The organism is Paenibacillus baimaensis (assembly GCF_025567575.1).
The window spans coordinates 14622-30805 of sequence record NZ_JAOQIO010000007.1; the positions used below are offsets into that span (position 1 = coordinate 14622).

Sequence of the window (16184 nt, forward strand, 5' to 3'; positions counted from 1 at the left end):
CTCTTCTTACTTACCGGTAAAAGATTTGTACGACTCGGTAAATTCCTTGTAAGCTTTTTTCATTTCCGGTGTGTTGTTAATCTTGTCGACGTAGGCCTTGTATTCATCCAGCGTAATTTGACCAACGATCGCTTTAGTCACATTGGCTTTCCATTCATTCTCGTATTTAGGCCATGTGCTGTTCCAGGTATTCGACACCGTGTAGTTAAACGGATTGACTTTACCGACCTCATCGAAAATTTCCACTTCTTTTTTCTTTGCATCATTATAAGCTTTGCTGCCTGAAGCGCTCTCTACCTTACCCCACTTGGAATAGGCAAGCACACCTGCGCCTTTGCTTGTGGTGTTCACTTCCTTGATGCCTTGATCATTCAGCACCTTCTGTCCGTCAACAAGCTTGTAGTGTATGCCTTCAATACCATAATAAGCCAGATCCGTTAATTCATTGGAAGCGGTTTGGTCAAAATATTTCAGCAGCTCCTTCACCTTGGCCTCAGGAACCTTTTTGGAAATGTAGTAACCACCGGATACACCGGTTTGCAGCTCAATAGCGTCTCCCTTAGGTCCTTTTAAATGCAGGTTCAAAATTTGAGCGTCCGGCTGTACTTTCTTGATTGCGGTTTCCCACTCATTGTCCCACCAAACACTGCGTCCATAGGAAGCGGCACGACCGGTTTTATACAATTCCTCGGCTTGCGTTTTTTTCATAACCGCAAATTCCTTGGAAAGAATGCCATCATCAAAAAGCTTTTTGTAAAAGGCAACCGCGTCGCTATACTGCGGAGTCAAACGGCTCTCGATCATACCGCCTTCGGCATTATAAGTAGGATCCAAGGCACCGAAGCCTGCGGCAAACGAAGGATCAGCATCCTTTACTATAATTTCGTTACCGATCAAGCCCAGCGTATCCTTCTTGCCGTTGCCGTCAGGATCGCTTTCCACGATTTTTTTCAAGGCTGCCGCATATTCATCCAAGGTTTTCGGTACGGGAATGCTCAGCTTGTCCAGCCAGTCCTTACGGATTTTGATACCGGGATCAATTCGGGAACGGGAACGCGGAACCGCATAGATTTTACCATCAACCGTCAAATATTTGAGCGCGTCCTTGGCCAGATTGTTTTTCAGGTTCGGATATTCGCTCAGATCGCCAAGGAAAGGCGTCAAATCCCAAAATGCGCCGCTGCGGACAGCATTCAATAATGTAGGACGCACCGCAGACGGTGCTGCCAGAACCTCGGGAAGATCCGCGGAGGCCAGCAATAAATCCAGCTTCGTATTCAAATCACCGTCGGGTACCCATTCGATATCAAGCTTGCTGTTCGTTCTTTTTTGCCATTCGGTCCAAAATGCATTTTTCATATCGGGAACTTCATTGTAAAGCCCGGCAAACATTTTAATTTCGAGCGGCTTGCTTGTATTGCCTGCGCCTGCTGCTGCGCCCGGTGTCTGAGATTGACCATCGTTGCCTCCGCAGCCTGCCAATAAAGATAGTGCTACCACGCCAGATACGCTGGCTGTCCATGTTCTTGATGTTGTCATTGAATAAATCCTCCTGCATCGTATGGTTTCATAAAAATGCTTTCTTACATGAAAGCTCTCTACTCCTATTCAATCTAAACCTGGATTGGACCGAGTGATACAGACAATTGATGCGCTGATTTGCTCAGGATAAAAATTGTCCGTCCTTCGAATTGACTAACCTTTTACTGAACCCAGCATAACACCTTTGGCAAAGTGTTTTTGCAAAAACGGGTAGATGACAAGAATTGGCGCCATCGACAGCATGATCGAAGCCATTCGAATCGTTTCCTGAGGAACCATCCGATCATCTCCACCGGAACCCGCCTGACCTACACCGTTCGAATCGGAATCGATAACGAGTGTTTTGACCAGCACCTGCAGCGTCCATTTCTTCGAATCCGAAATATAGATCAATGCATTAAAATACGTATTCCAGTGCGCTACTGCAAAAAATAAGGTAAACGCCGCAATCGCAGGCATCGACAATGGAATCACGATACGCAGGAACACGCCAAGATCGGAGCAGCCGTCAATTTTGGCTGAATCCTCCAGCTCCGAGGGCAGCGATTCCAGAAAGCTTTTGATGACAATCAAGCTCCACGCATTGGTCAGCGCCGGCCAGATCAGAGCCCAGTATGAATTTAGCAAGCCCAGCTCTTTAATCAGCAGGTAATTCGGCACGATCCCCGCACTGAACACGAGCGTAAAAATAACAGCGCCCATCATAATACCGCGGCCTGGCATCGTCTTTTTCGTTAAAGCATAGGCCAACGAGAACGATACAATTACATTCATCACCGTACCGATGGTTGTAATAAACACGGTACTTTTCAAAGCATTCGCAAAGCTGTTGGTCGATAAAATATATTTATAAGCGGAGAGCGACCACTTTTCCGGAAACACATAAAATTTCAGCGGCACATACACCTGTGGATCGGTAAAAGAAACACTAAACACATATAGAAACGGGAACACACAGACGAATGATATGAGGGCCAGCAATGAATAATTGACCCAGTCGAAGGGCTCCAATTTTTTTTTCGATACAAAGCTCATCCGTTTTCTCCTCCTTTAATTAATAGATTCCTTCGTGTCCTAATTTTTTAACCACATAATTGGAAACCATGACCAAGATAAAGCCTACCACACCTTTAAACATACCGACCGTAACCCCGGTGCTGATCTGGCCTTTAAGAATCCCTTGTGTGTAGGAATAGGTATCAAATACTTCTGCCAAGGACGAAACCAGCGGGTTCATCATTAACAAAATTTGCTCAAAGCCTACATCGGCCATATGTCCCAAACGAAGTATTAACAAAATGAAAATAGTAGGTCGAATCGCAGGCAAGGTAATATGCCAGATTTGCCGCCAACGGCTTGCACCGTCAACAACAGCCGCTTCATATCTTTGCGGATCGACACCCGCCATCGCTGCGAGGAAGATGATCGTACCCCAGCCTACCTCTTTCCACATGCTTTGCAGCGTGATCATTCCCCAGAAATAATTAGGATTCGATAGAAAAGCGATGCTTTCCCCACCCGAGTCCGTTATTAATTTATTGATAATCCCGACATCTGTAGACAGTACAAAAAAAGTCATACTTGCTACAACAACCCATGATAAAAAATGCGGTAAATATACGATCGACTGATTAATCCGTTTGAACACCTCATGACGAACTTCGTTCAACATCAAGCCGAGTATAATCGGCAGCGGGAACATAAACACCAAGCCGAATATGTTAATGGCAAACGTATTGCGCAGCATGATGTAGAAATTTTTGTCCGTAAATAATTCGGTGAAATGCTTGAATCCCACCCACTCACTGCCGGCAAATCCGCTGTACGGGTTATACTCCTTAAAAGCAAGCAGCAGCCCCCACATCGGTGCAAACTTAAATATCATGAAAAACAAAATTCCCGGTAAAGCCAGCAAATACATATATTTGTGCTGCACCATCCGATTCCATAGCCTGGACCAGTAGCCTGCGTTTCCGGTTGCTCTGGTGATCAACACGGCCTTGTTGGATTCTATCATTGTGTACGCCCTCTCTCCTCATTTGTTGTGGATTGTTTCCCTGTGGACTTAATACTAGACTGCTGGAGGAGGGCAGTATACAGACAATTCTTGAAATGCAATTAAGGTCCGAAGGGATGGACAGAAATTGTCTTTTGATATGAAGGAGGGACCCTCCCAAACCCTCCCTATAGGGAGGGCCCCAAAAGGCTTCGCCCTCTGGACTCCCCAGGCGAATGCGCGGCTGTAGTGTTCTCGGGGCGCTTATCGTCCCTGTGGGACACGCTTGATTTCTTGTGGATGGATTGATTTGGCGCGGGATTTTGGTGTTCTCGGGCGCTTTTCGTCCCTGCGGGACACGCTTGGTTGATTGTGGATGGGTCGATTGGGCGCTCACAGAACCCATTTATTTCATACAACCATTTTACCCACACATAGAAGTTCCATTAAGAATAAAAGTATTCATACACAAATCCGACTAATGGAAAGGATGAATGCAATTGAGATTGATAAGGAACAATCAAAAACTTAGTAAAGTTAAACTTTTTTTCAAATCCAAACCGGTACGTAAAGCAGCTGCTCAAGTAATCAATTTTACGATTATTGGTGATAGTCATGTCGGCTATGGTAATGGACTAAGTATTTATAAAAGCCTGTTATCTAAAGCAGTGAAAACGGGGAATAAAAAGTTTGTTATTTTTGGAGGGGATAATAAACACGGTTCGACGGGAACAGCCGCTGATGTGGATTATAAAGCATTTAAAGATGTCGCCAGAGGGATTTTGGGTACCAAGAATATCCCCTTTAAGGCGTCTATAGGAAATTGGGAAGATAATACTAGAGTTTTATTCAAAAAGTATTTAGGAAATGTTCTCGGACAGATGAATTTCCCTGGGACGAATGGTAAAGTGAAGTATGTCTGGTTGGATAATGCACCTGGAAAATTCAGCTTTGCAAGCATAAATTTGCTTAAAAAATTAGATCCTAATTTTTACTATATTATCGATTGTCATTGGCCTTTAAAGGTAAAAGGAATTACAGTAGATCCTACGCATGTTTTGAGTCAGAATGAAACAGACCATTTTTTCAATGCGATTCCTTCCAATGTGAGAAATAACATTATAGCTATTTTCACTCATCATGCACATACATTTTATGAAAAGCTGACAAATATTTACCCTGGATTTACCAAGACCAAATTTTATGTGTGCGGATGTTCGGGTGCGTACCAATGTAAATGTAGTTCCTCTGGTTGTGGTAGAGGTTATTATGAAGCAGCCTTGACAATCAATAACAATCAATTCAATCTCACGGTCAAAGGAGTAAAATCCTAACGATTGTAAAAATCGGCGGTTTGTTCATGCATAACATTCGTTAAGATGCGTAAGGGATTCGCGATACTATGATCACGAATCCCTTACAATGATCTATAGTTTCACCTTCAATTTTAAAGCATCACACAGATTTCGAATTCAACTACCGATACGCCGTCCTGAACATCCCTGGAGTCATCTGAATATTGCGTTGAAACACGCGGGTCAGGTTACGTTCGGAGTAGCCAATGATCGCGGCAATTTCGCTGATGCTTTGGTCTGTTTCCAGCAGCAGCCGCTTCGCCTCCTCGACCTTGCACTCCACGACAAATTCCAGGAAGTTGATCCCCATTTCCTTTTTGAACAATCGGCTTACATAAGAAGGGCTCATCCCTACCAGCTCGGCGCAGTATACCAAAGACAGATCCTCCGTGCAGTGCTCGCGAATATATTGGCACACCTGCCAAATCGCAGTCTGTCCTGTATCATTAAGCGAATCCTCGGTCAGCTTCTTGTGCAGCGGGAACAATACCTCCTTGAACCAGTCGATGATGTCGCGTGAGGTTTGCTTGCTTTCCAGTTGTCCGAAAAGATTATGCTCCAGAATATCGAGTATGCTCCCTCCCTGCTTTTCCAGAGAAGTAATAATCGCAGATAGCAGCACCGAGTAGCTTTGGTGAATAAAATTAACTGATTGTGATGTTTGCAGCGCCTTGGTGAACCGTTCCAGCGATTGCTCTGCCTGCTTCAGCTCGCCCTTGGATAGCGAATCGACAATCGCTCCCTCCAAATCACGCGGGTAACGGAAGATGGCGCGGGTTTTCGAATTTTCCAGATCTTCAATATAGAGGACCGAAGCCGTGTCCTGATAAATACGATACTGCAGGGCCACCTCAGCTTCTTTGTATGAAACCGGAACGTCGGCAATATGCGAGTAGCAGCGGCCAATCCCTACAGATGCTTCGAAGGACAGAAAGTTTTTCAAAGAGTCACAAACCGTCTGGGCAAATTCAATCGTCCTCTCTGGCAGCTTCGATTGCTCCACATCATGATCCCATTGCAGCAAAGCAATCCCCTTACCCTGATACGGAAATACATAACCCTTCAAATCCGAGTTTTTATCCATGAGCTCCTGAATCACATTGGCCACGGCGAAAGCAATAATCGGCTGATCGCCCGGCAAAAACCGCGTTTCCCTCAGCACATTTTCCACCTCGACGACCATGATCATATAGTTGGATTTAACTGTCAGACCGTACGTTTCACAGTCCTGAATCAGGGAATTGCTAAGCACGTAATCGCCATTAATGAGCTGCTGCAGACACCGTTCACGCAATGTCGGCTGGATCTTATCCATATAACTGCCAAGCTGCTGCGTCTCCTTGCTCAAATAATCCAGACAGGCGCGAATGTAGTCAAATTCATTTTCATTCGTCTGCACACGCCCTGCCCCAAGCGATTTACTGTGCTTAATAAGCTGATCAATCGGACTATAAGCACGTTTGGTGCTGAAATAGGTAAAAATGACGGCCAATATAATAAAAAAGGTCAAGGCCAATAACGTAATCACACGTATCCAGACTAATCGTTCCGTAATCAGCTCCTGAGGAATTACCGATACATAGGTGCGTCCAAACAAGCTTTTGACGTAGGAATAATGGGCTTCCTTGCCATCGGCACCCGTATAATAAAAGCTGTCGATACTGCTGCTCGCTTCGCTAATTTTTTTCAGGACCGGCATATCCTCCAGACTCATAGCGTTAGCCGCTGTTGTCTTCCCGGACTGAGCCAATTGGTGCGGATAGCTAACAAAAATCAATTCTTTTCCATTCATTAACAAATTCGTATCATCGGGGAAAAATCGCATAATCCCTTTGGCATCGATCTGAAAAGCCAGAATACCTTGTGAAGAAGCTGCGGCGGCTACCGGCAATCTTCGGAAAAATGTGATGATTCCACTTTGTTGACTGTCCGGCAAATACACCCATCTCAATGGGTTTTTATCCGCCATCAACTGCACAACATCGTTTTTATATTTAAATTCATGAAGGTCGACGGCTCCATATTGATTCGTCAGAACCACATCTTCCTGCGTACTGAAAAAGTAGATTTCATTAATAAAATCGTTTGCATTTTTAGCCAATGTAATTTTATTCATCAGCTCCAAATGCCATACCAATGGCTTGTCTGTGATCCGATTGGAAAATACATCATTGATTACCGGTTCGGCTGCCAGTTGAAGGGACTCCTTTTCAATACCTTGCAAAATACGCTCCGCCCGGTCTCTTGTCAGTGCCAGTGACGATTTGCTTTCATCTATAATAAGCTCCTTGGTCCGTTCCATAGCAAACTGATAATATAATAATCCGGCTACAAGGATGGGAATACATACCGAAAGACAACCTACCCAAATTAAACGATGTAAATATTTACCACTCCGCTCTACTTTCCCGGGAAATAATACACGATACAAGTGGTTAATCCAGTTGCTCATAGCTGCCTCCATCTACTGCGGGAGGATTCCACGCAATGTCTAATGTCCATTTTTGACGGTATTTTAGCCTTGCTCTTATTGTACTACATGATTATAACCAGAAGGAAGGCGGCGTTGAACCGTCAATACTTGTCATATGTGCTTTCTATGGTGCAATTCAGAATCTTTATAACGGTTTACAACGCAAAAAGCCTTCAAGATCCAACATTCGGTCAGCATAGCTTCCCCAATGCTCATCTTGAAAGCCTTTTGAACATACCTTATTACTCGCCCTTAACGTAAGGAATAGTCAAGGGACCCAAAGGCAGCACAGCAACGCTCATCGATTCACCATATTTATGCGCAAGCTGCTGCAGCGTATCATCAATATTAGCGGATGGCTTCAGCATCGCTTGTTCGATCAGCCCGTCCGGCAGTGAGGAACGCACATATACATCAGCCCACACCTGCACAACAGCCTGTTTTTGTACCTGCCATTGATCAAATTGGGAAAACGAAGGATCGTTGATCAGCTCCAAGATCTCCTGCGGCGTTTTACGCAGCTGTAATATGCCTGCATAATTGCCATGATCCGGTATCCCGTCCGAGCATTCGGAAGCAACAATAATCGTCCCGCCCTGCTTGACAATTTTGTGTGCCGCACTCATCCCTTTGACCGCCTGATACAGATTCTGATCCAGTGGATAGCCCGAATTAGAGGTAATGACTACATCAAAACGCTGCTCAACCGGAACCATCGCATGCTCCTTGGCAAAAGCACATCCCTGCTTATGGGCTTCGAACAGCTCCCCGGCAAATACCTGCGTAATTTCCTTGTCTTTGTTCAGCGCTACATTCAGCATGAATTCAGGCTTGCACAAGCGATTAACCTCGCCAGCCATCTCCTGTAAAGGATTGTGCTGCATATTCCCCCAGGTTGCGAGCGGGTCCCCTATCATCCGCGCATTATGGAAGGTCAGAATCGTCTCGATTCCTGCTATTCCAGGCATAATCCCTTTGGGTCCACCGGAAAACCCGGCAAAAAAGTGCGGCTCGATAAATCCGGTGACAATTCGAAAGTCCGCTTCCACGTACTCCTTGTTCAAATATGCGTCACAGCCGAACGAGATTCGCCCCAGGTTGACTAACTCATCCTTGTTGTGACAATGATGGTTGATAACTCTAACCTTATCGACGACTTCCTCGCCCAGCATCTGCACGAATTCTTCCCTTGTTTGATCCCGATGCGTGCCCGTCCCATTAATAATGACGAATTGCTCTGCCGGTACATGGGCCAGCTCCTCAATCAGCCAAGGAACCAGCTTATGATTCGGTGTAGGTCTTGTAATATCGCTGATCACGATAGCCACTTTATCCGTCGCTTTCACCATCTCACGCAGGGGAGGAACGCCGATCGGATGCTGTAATGCTTCCATGACGGCAGCCTTATCCTCCTTCAAGCCCTCCAGGTGCGAAGGTTCAATGACTTTGGAATGATCAGGTACATTAATCCGCAAAGCATCTTTTCCATATTGTAAAAAGGTTTCCATCCTTCATCACGCCTTTACACTCGTATAGGCCATATAGAGCCGTGAACACAATCCAGCCTCGACCATTCAGCTTATGCTCGCTTATTCGTATATTTTGTACAAAGCCTGTGTACCGCTGTTTTCTTCTCCAAGCTCTTGCAGCTGTTCATACAACGATTTAGCCAGCTTGAGACCGTGTGTTTGCAACCCCATCTCTTCAGCTGAATCAATAGCGATTCCCATATCTTTAATAAAGTGCTTTACAAAAAATCCAGGTTCAAAGTCACCTTTAATAATTCTCGGTCCCAGATTGCTCAGTGACCAGCTTCCCGCAGCACCCGATTCAATGCTCTTAAGCACAGTGGACGGATCAAGACCAGCCTTTTTCGAATAGATCAACGCTTCACAAACACCCATCATATTCGAAGCGATCGCAATTTGATTGGACATTTTTGTATGCTGACCTGCGCCTGCTTGTCCTTGATAGACAATATTTTTGCCCATCACTTCAAATACCGGCAGGACCGCGTCAAATACATCCTGCTCACCGCCAACCATGATCGACAATCTAGCTTCACGAGCACCCACATCACCACCGGAAACTGGAGCATCCAGAGAATAGCATTGCACTTTTTTCGCTTCCTGTTCGATCTTTTTGGCAAGTGAAGGACTGGAGGTCGTCATATCGATCAGGTAAGTGCCTGATTGTGCATGACGGAGAATACCCTGCTCACCCAAATATACTTCTTCAACATCGCTTGGAAAACCAACCATCGTGATCACAACGTCAACCTCACGGGCCAAAGCTCCCGGTGTTTCCTGCCATACTGCGCCAGCTTCCACCAATTGATCGGTTTTCGATTTGGTTCTGCTGTATACATGCAGCTTATATCCTGCATTCATTAAATTTTTGACCATACTTTGACCCATGACACCCGTACCGATGAAGCCGATTGCAGCACCTTGTTTAATTGAACCCATATCCAAATTCCTCCTTTGTAACCTTCTTCTCTATTTTAATAGAAGTTGGCAGCAGATGGTAGCGACATTTATTGTTTTTGCCAAAAGTGCTGCAGGATATCAAAAAATGTCTTGTTGTTATGGATACTTCGAGCTAAATCCAACGCCAAGTATCAAAATGTGTCTAACTCCATATCGATTAATCGTTAAAGTCCTATCGACAAAATCCGCGTAATCACAAATATGAACAAAAAAAAGACGACCTGCACGGCCGTCCACATTATACATCAACTGCTGATTGCTCTCCCGCCAGCGCTTAATCTCTCTGCCAGCCAATCGAATGAACGTCGTCCACTAATCTCATGTCTGCCTTCGAATAAATCAGAAATAAAGCGCTCCTGTACACCCATCGAAGCATAAATGCCGCTTACTCGCTCAATCGTCACTTCAGTCGCATCGATCGGGAATAACGGATCGCTAATACCGGACTCAATAAATAAGGCTCGCGGCGCGATCAATCCGATCAATTCCGGCATTTCCGCATGCAATAAAATACCAGGAATGTAATTATCCAGGCAATGCCGTCTTGATAAAATACTGCGCTTATACGTGTTGCTGTATCCGCAAATAACAGCAGCCTGAATCCGTTGATCCAATGCCGCAGACAACGAGGCAACCATACCACCGCCCGATAAGCCCATACATCCGATTCTGGAGGCATCAACATCTGTCCGTGTTGTCAAATAATCCGCCGAACGGATGGCTTCATATCCTCTCAGTCCGGCAATCGTTTTACCTGCCAGCAGCAGTGCAGCAGCAATCGGAAAGCATGAGTTCGGCGTGTCCGGGTTCTGCTCGGTATCCCAGGTCAGCTTACGGTCACCGAATCCGACAATTTCCGGTGCGATGACGATCATTCCTCTTCGGCACAACTCCAGAGCAAAATGACGATGAATCCCCAAGGCACCGGTATCCTCTGAGCCATCAGGCAGAAGTCCGACAACCTCCCGGCTGCCATAGCCATGTCCATGCCAGGCCAGAACCGCAGGGAAAGGCCCATTGCCATGCTTCTTCGGGATTAGGACATAGGCCGGAACCCGAAGTCCATCAGCAGACGAGTACTCAACGCGTTCCCGGATAACATCACCCAGATCGGTGCTCTCCAGAAGTACAGGATCAAGCGCAGGCTGTGTGCCATCCAACGCTTCGAAGGAGCCAAGAGCTGTTGCAAGCTTATTGCGAAGCTGCTCCTGATCCTGAGAATCACTTCCATTCCTCTTGCGTATGACTTCCGTCTCCGCATACAGCTTTTCCAAATACAAATCAGGCTTCCAGATGAAAGACAACTCCTTCCATGACGCACTACTTTCAGCGAGCCCAGCATTCACTCCTAACGGATAGAAGCAGCTATTCTGGCTCCGTACACATAGTGTATGATTTTCCTTCACCTATTCAGTATGCTAAAAAATTCCGTCCATTTCAACACATGTCAGCACAAATGCACCTACGCCATGCAGATCATTTTCACAAACAGGTCTTGTCATGTAATTCGTATAGTCTCCCGCTGAGGTTCCGATGCAAATATCCGGCATAACAAAACGTCCCTGCTCATCGAACTTCATCCGGTTAACCAAGCCCTGATAACCATGCTTAGCTGCCTTGGTCAAGCTTCCATCTGCATCTGCATAGCCATGCTTGATTGCTTTGACAATCGCATATACGAACAAGGCTGAGCCTGACGTTTCCAACCAATTCTCAGGACGATCACCTTTATCTACAACCTGATACCATAATCCGCTTGCTTCATCCTGATAGCGGGCAAGTGCCGTAGCAAAGTTACCTAACGATAACGTCAATTGCTCGCGTGACTCATGATCAGCAGGCAAAGCGTCAAGGAAATCAGCCAAAGCCAGTCCGTACCAGCCAAGCGATCTGCCCCAGAACTCCGGTGAGCAGCCTGTTTCCATATTCGCCCAAGGCGTCTGCCGTTTTTCGTCCCATGCGTGGTACAGCAGTCCTGTTGCGGGATCACTCATATACGTACGCATCAGCTTTTCTTGATGCAGGGTTTGTTCAATTAGTCCGGCTTCACCATACTCGACCTCATATTTGATCGCAAACACGCCGCCCATATATAAGCCATCCAGCCACATTTGGTATGGATACTTGTCTTTATGCCAGAATCCTCCCTCAGCGGTACGATTCAAGGTACGGAACAACTGCCGCAGCTTTTCCATAGCAATCCGGTAACGAGGCTCTTGAAAATGCTTATACAACGTGAACAGCAAAAGTCCCGGTTGGATCGCATCCAGCTCATCCCGACTGAAATAGAAGTTGCCCTGCTCGTCGATCAAATGATCCACATATGCCTTGGGATACAACAAATACTTCGCGTCCTTCGTATGCTCCCACAGAGCGAGCATACCTTGCAAAAACACGCCTTGGTGATAATGCCAGCGATTGGCTGGAGGAAGCTCTCCTGGCACAAAGCTGGACACGAGCGAATCGCAGGCCGCTTTGGCCCAATCGATCGGTGTTGCTTCTGTACGGTTAAATGTAGTGTCGGTAGTGTTCATAATGAGCTCCCTTCGGGTAGTAAGTGAATAGTAAATGGAATCATAAGATCAGCCTTTAATCGAACCGAGTAATGCACCTTTGGCAAAATGCTTTTGCAAGAACGGATACACGATCAACACAGGAATCGTAGCTACCACGATAACGGCCATCTTGATTGTCTGTTCCGGTGGTGCTGCATAACCGTCATCAAAGCCCGAAGAATCTGCACTGAGCCCGCTTGCCAAAATAACAATTTGCCGCAAAATAATTTGTACCGGCCACTTCGCATTATCATTCAAATAGAGGATCGCGGATAAATACGTATTCCAATAGGTCACCGCATAAAATAACGAAATCGTCGCAATGGCAGGCATCGACAGCGGAAGTACAATTCGGAACAAAATACCCCAATCGCTGCAGCCATCCATTTTGGCTGACTCTTCCAGACCATCAGGAATATTTTGGAAAAAATTACGCATAATGATCAAGTTAAACGCATTAATAGCCGTAGGAATAATCAAAGCAAAGTAGGAATCGATTAAACCCATGTTTTTTACGGTAATAAAAGTTGGAATTAACCCGCCATGAAACAGCATAGTAAATACGACCATGAACATGATCACTTTCCGTCCATCCAGATCACGTCGAGTCAAGCCATACGCCATCAAGGCCGTTAAAAACATACTGATCACGGTGCCGACCGATGTAACTCCGATTGAAACCCCCAACGAACGCAGAATCGTATTCGTCGAGAAAATGTATTTGTAAGCATTCAACGAAAAGACGGTCGGAAAAATAACAAATTGTCTGGCCGCCATCTCCTCGGCAGTCGTGAATGATCCCGCTACCACGTGAATGAACGGTAGAATCATCACCAGAGCTATAATAGCCAAAAGTCCGTAATTCATCACATCAAACAAGCGACTGCTCATCGATTTATCTTGCTGCATAAGGCTCTGTCTCCTTTCCATGTTGACTTAATAAATGCCATCCTCGCCGGCTTTTTTGGCTAATTTGTTAGCGCTCATAACGAGAATCAGGCCGATAATCGATTTGAAGAATCCGACAGCGGTGCTGAAGCTGTATTGTCCTTGCTTCAAGCCTGCGGTGTATACATACGTATCAAAAATTTCCGCCACTTCACGGTTAGCTGAGTTTAACAGCAAGTAGACCTGTTCAAATCCTAGCTCCAGCACATCACCGATTTTCAAAATGAGCAGCACGATAATAACTCCGCGTACCGAAGGAATCGTAATATGCCATATTTGACGAAGGCGTCCGGCACCATCCATTTTGGCTGCTTCGTACAATCCAGGATCGATCGCCGCCATCGCCGCCAAATAAATAATCGTTCCCCAGCCCGCTTCGCGCCAGATTACCTGTAAAATATAAGTAGGCCGGAACCATGAGGCGTTAAGCAAAAAGTTAATTTTATCGTATCCGGCCGCAGCCAGCATTTCATTAATGATCCCCCGATCCATCGAAAGCATAACGAATGTAATCGACACGATAATGACCCAGGACATAAAATGCGGTATATAAACCAACGTTTGCACGGTCCGTTTAAATCCGCTGTGCCGCACTTCGTTAAGCATTAAGGCAAGTAAAATCGGCACCGGGAAAAAGAACAATAAATTCATCCCGAACAAGATCAAAGTATTGGCAAGTATTCTAAAAAATGCCGGTTCCTCGAACAGTCTCTGGAAGTTGTCGAATCCTACCCACTTGCTTCCCGTAATCCCCAAATATGGCTTATAATCCTGAAAAGCAATAACGAGTCCCCACATCGGGACGTACTTGAAAATGATAAAAAACAGGAACCCCGGTAAGATCATCAGGTAGATCGCTCTATTTTTGATAACTCGCTGCAAAAGGCTCGAGCTTGATTTCGGTTTGATTTGGACTTGATTGGAGACAATTGTGTCATTCATCGCAGGTTCCTCCTTTCCTTAAGTACAACAAGCACGAGAGCCATCCTCAGACCGGAAGGCCCCCAGCTTCATAGAGAATTAAAGTTTAAATTATTTCTTCGCTTTCTGATAAGCAGCTGTGTATTCCTCGATAATTTTGTCTCCGCCTTCTTTTTTCCATCTGTCTACTTCTTTTTGGAAGCCGGCTTCGTCAATCTTGCCAATAATAAAGTTATAGGTTGCATCCTTGATAATATCTTGCAGACGAACACCCTTCTCGGTGTAGGTTTTGGAATCCAGAGGTGCGGTTGGATCGTTAATAAGAATTTTGTTATTGTCGACAATCAGATCCTCAGCTTTTGCTTTGGCATCATAAGTAAAGTAACCCGTCAGCATGCCATTCGTGCTTTGTCCACCAATCATCGTTGCCTGATAAGGCTTCACATCGCGGTCTGTCATTTTGGAGTCTTCCGAAACCTGTGCTTTACCATCCTTCAACGTGTAATGCTTGCCTTCAATACCGTAGTAAATCAGGTTCGTCAATTCCGGACTCATCATTTTGTCATAGAACGTCAGGATCCCTTTGAGCTCGGCTTCTGTTTTTACAGCGGATTTCGGGAAGAATACGGCTGAGCCGTAGCCAGGGATGGACCAAATGCCGGTTTTGCCGTCCGGACCTGCCAGACGATTGGCCACATCAAGCTTAGAATCCTTATTTGCCATTTTTTGATTCAGGGAAATAACATCAGCCATCGATCCAATATAAACGCCCGCTTTACCGGTCTGGAACAGATTTTGTTGATCGGTTTTACTTGTAACCGGGAAGTCCTGATTAATCAAGCCTTCTTTATGAAGCTTTAAAAAGTATTTCAGCGTGTCCATATAGGCAGGATACATAAATTCCGGTACGAGCTTGCCGTCCTTCTCGCCCCAGTTGTTAGGTGTACCGAAGTAGGAGGATACGGTTTTGAAGGCTCCGTAGATCAGATCATTACGGTCAGCCAGACCGATCGTATCTTTTTTGCCGTTTTTGTCAGGATCATTTTCCGTGAAAGACTTTAGCATTTTATAAAGATCATCCGTAGATTTGGGAGCAGCCAGACCGAGATTATCAGCCCAGTCCTTCCGATAAATAACACCTTGGCGTGACAATGGAGTCTCTTGATACAACGCATAAATTTTTCCGTCAACCGATGTGTTATTCAGAATGGTCGGAAGCAATTTATTCAAATTCGGATAGTCCTTAAGTAGTGGACCTACCTCCCAGAACTGATTATTGCGGATGGCATCCTTCAACAAGATCAGCGAGGACGGGTTTTTCAAGTACAATACCTGCGGTAGTGTGCCTGTCGCCATTGAAGCGTTCATCTTCTCATCGTAGCTGCCATCTGGAACCCATTGAATTTCAAGTTTTGTATTGGTTTTTTCTTCGATCAGCTTTTGGATTGTATCCGTTGGTACCTCTGGAATTTTGAGTGAAGCCATGATTGAAATTTTCGTAGGTCCTGCGGGCGTTGCTGGAGCGGCGTTCTTACCATCATTAGCAGCGGGCTGCGTTGAACTGGATGCACATCCAGCCGCTACGGTAAGTGATAATGCAGCTGCCATAACCATCGATACTCGTTTATTCATCATTTGTTCGGTCCCCCATTATCATTTGTCAGTGTGGTTGTCGCTGAACATTTCAAGCTGTTTGTGACAATCTCAGACTATAATCTTTGATCCGTTACGTCTATAATCATTGGCTTTGCAGGCTTGCTTAATGCTGGTGTGACGCGGTAAAACCTGTTATCTACATGCTGAATCTGATATAATGATTATTTCCGGCAAAATGATTATTGGAGATACGGCTTGTATTTGTTACTATTACATACAGCTACGATCGGGTGCCTATTTCGATCGCAC

At 45.4% G+C, this 16184-nt stretch carries 12 protein-coding genes; 1 reads left to right on the forward strand and 11 read right to left on the reverse strand.

Translation table 11 applies throughout. From position 1 onward, the window contains the following. Positions 1 to 6: 6 nt before the first annotated feature. From OB236_RS01900 to OB236_RS01910, 3 genes are all read right to left on the reverse strand, one after another. Positions 7 to 1539: a type 2 periplasmic-binding domain-containing protein gene (locus tag OB236_RS01900; protein WP_262682397.1), complete on the reverse strand. Its 1533-nt coding sequence runs from the start codon at positions 1537 to 1539 to the stop codon at positions 7 to 9. Between the two features lie 156 nt (positions 1540 to 1695). Then, positions 1696 to 2577, reverse strand: a complete 882-nt coding sequence (locus tag OB236_RS01905) for a carbohydrate ABC transporter permease (RefSeq protein WP_076228051.1) — start codon at positions 2575 to 2577, stop codon at positions 1696 to 1698. A 19-nt stretch (positions 2578 to 2596) separates the two neighbouring features. Next, on the reverse strand, positions 2597 to 3559 hold the full coding sequence (locus OB236_RS01910; RefSeq protein WP_256711137.1) for an ABC transporter permease: 963 nt from the start codon (positions 3557 to 3559) through the stop codon (positions 2597 to 2599). Between the two features lie 473 nt (positions 3560 to 4032). On the opposite strand from OB236_RS01910, the gene OB236_RS01915 reads away from it, so the two are divergent. Then, entirely contained in the window at positions 4033 to 4872 is an 840-nt protein-coding gene (locus OB236_RS01915) for a metallophosphoesterase (protein WP_408638399.1), read from the forward strand. A 142-nt stretch (positions 4873 to 5014) separates the two neighbouring features. Here OB236_RS01915 and OB236_RS01920 read toward each other — a convergent pair whose 3' ends face one another. The 8 genes from OB236_RS01920 to OB236_RS01955 form a co-directional block, all read right to left on the reverse strand. Next, the gene (locus tag OB236_RS01920; RefSeq protein ID WP_262682401.1) at positions 5015 to 7345 is read right to left on the reverse strand and encodes a helix-turn-helix domain-containing protein; all 2331 of its coding nucleotides are present in this window, start codon (positions 7343 to 7345) and stop codon (positions 5015 to 5017) included. Between the two features lie 263 nt (positions 7346 to 7608). Next, positions 7609 to 8874 (reverse strand): nickel-dependent lactate racemase, encoded by a 1266-nt coding sequence (gene larA, locus OB236_RS01925; RefSeq protein ID WP_262682403.1) that lies wholly within the window; start codon positions 8872 to 8874, stop codon positions 7609 to 7611. Positions 8875 to 8955: 81 nt separating this feature from the next. Beyond that, positions 8956 to 9834: an NAD(P)-dependent oxidoreductase gene (locus tag OB236_RS01930; RefSeq protein WP_262682405.1), complete on the reverse strand. Its 879-nt coding sequence runs from the start codon at positions 9832 to 9834 to the stop codon at positions 8956 to 8958. A gap of 266 nt (positions 9835 to 10100) precedes the next feature. Then, entirely contained in the window at positions 10101 to 11135 is a 1035-nt protein-coding gene (locus tag OB236_RS01935) for an alpha/beta hydrolase family protein (RefSeq protein WP_262682407.1), read from the reverse strand. 138 nt (positions 11136 to 11273) lie between these two features. Beyond that, positions 11274 to 12389 carry a glycoside hydrolase family 88/105 protein gene (locus OB236_RS01940; RefSeq protein ID WP_262682409.1) on the reverse strand — a complete coding sequence of 372 codons (1116 nt, stop codon included), beginning with the start codon at positions 12387 to 12389 and terminating at the stop codon, positions 11274 to 11276. A gap of 48 nt (positions 12390 to 12437) precedes the next feature. Further along, the gene (locus tag OB236_RS01945) at positions 12438 to 13319 is read right to left on the reverse strand and encodes a carbohydrate ABC transporter permease (protein WP_076228064.1); all 882 of its coding nucleotides are present in this window, start codon (positions 13317 to 13319) and stop codon (positions 12438 to 12440) included. A 27-nt stretch (positions 13320 to 13346) separates the two neighbouring features. Continuing rightward, the gene (locus OB236_RS01950) at positions 13347 to 14300 is read right to left on the reverse strand and encodes an ABC transporter permease (RefSeq protein WP_262682412.1); all 954 of its coding nucleotides are present in this window, start codon (positions 14298 to 14300) and stop codon (positions 13347 to 13349) included. 90 nt (positions 14301 to 14390) lie between these two features. Then, positions 14391 to 15914 carry an extracellular solute-binding protein gene (locus tag OB236_RS01955; protein WP_262682413.1) on the reverse strand — a complete coding sequence of 508 codons (1524 nt, stop codon included), beginning with the start codon at positions 15912 to 15914 and terminating at the stop codon, positions 14391 to 14393. Between the last annotated feature and the right edge of the window lie 270 nt (positions 15915 to 16184).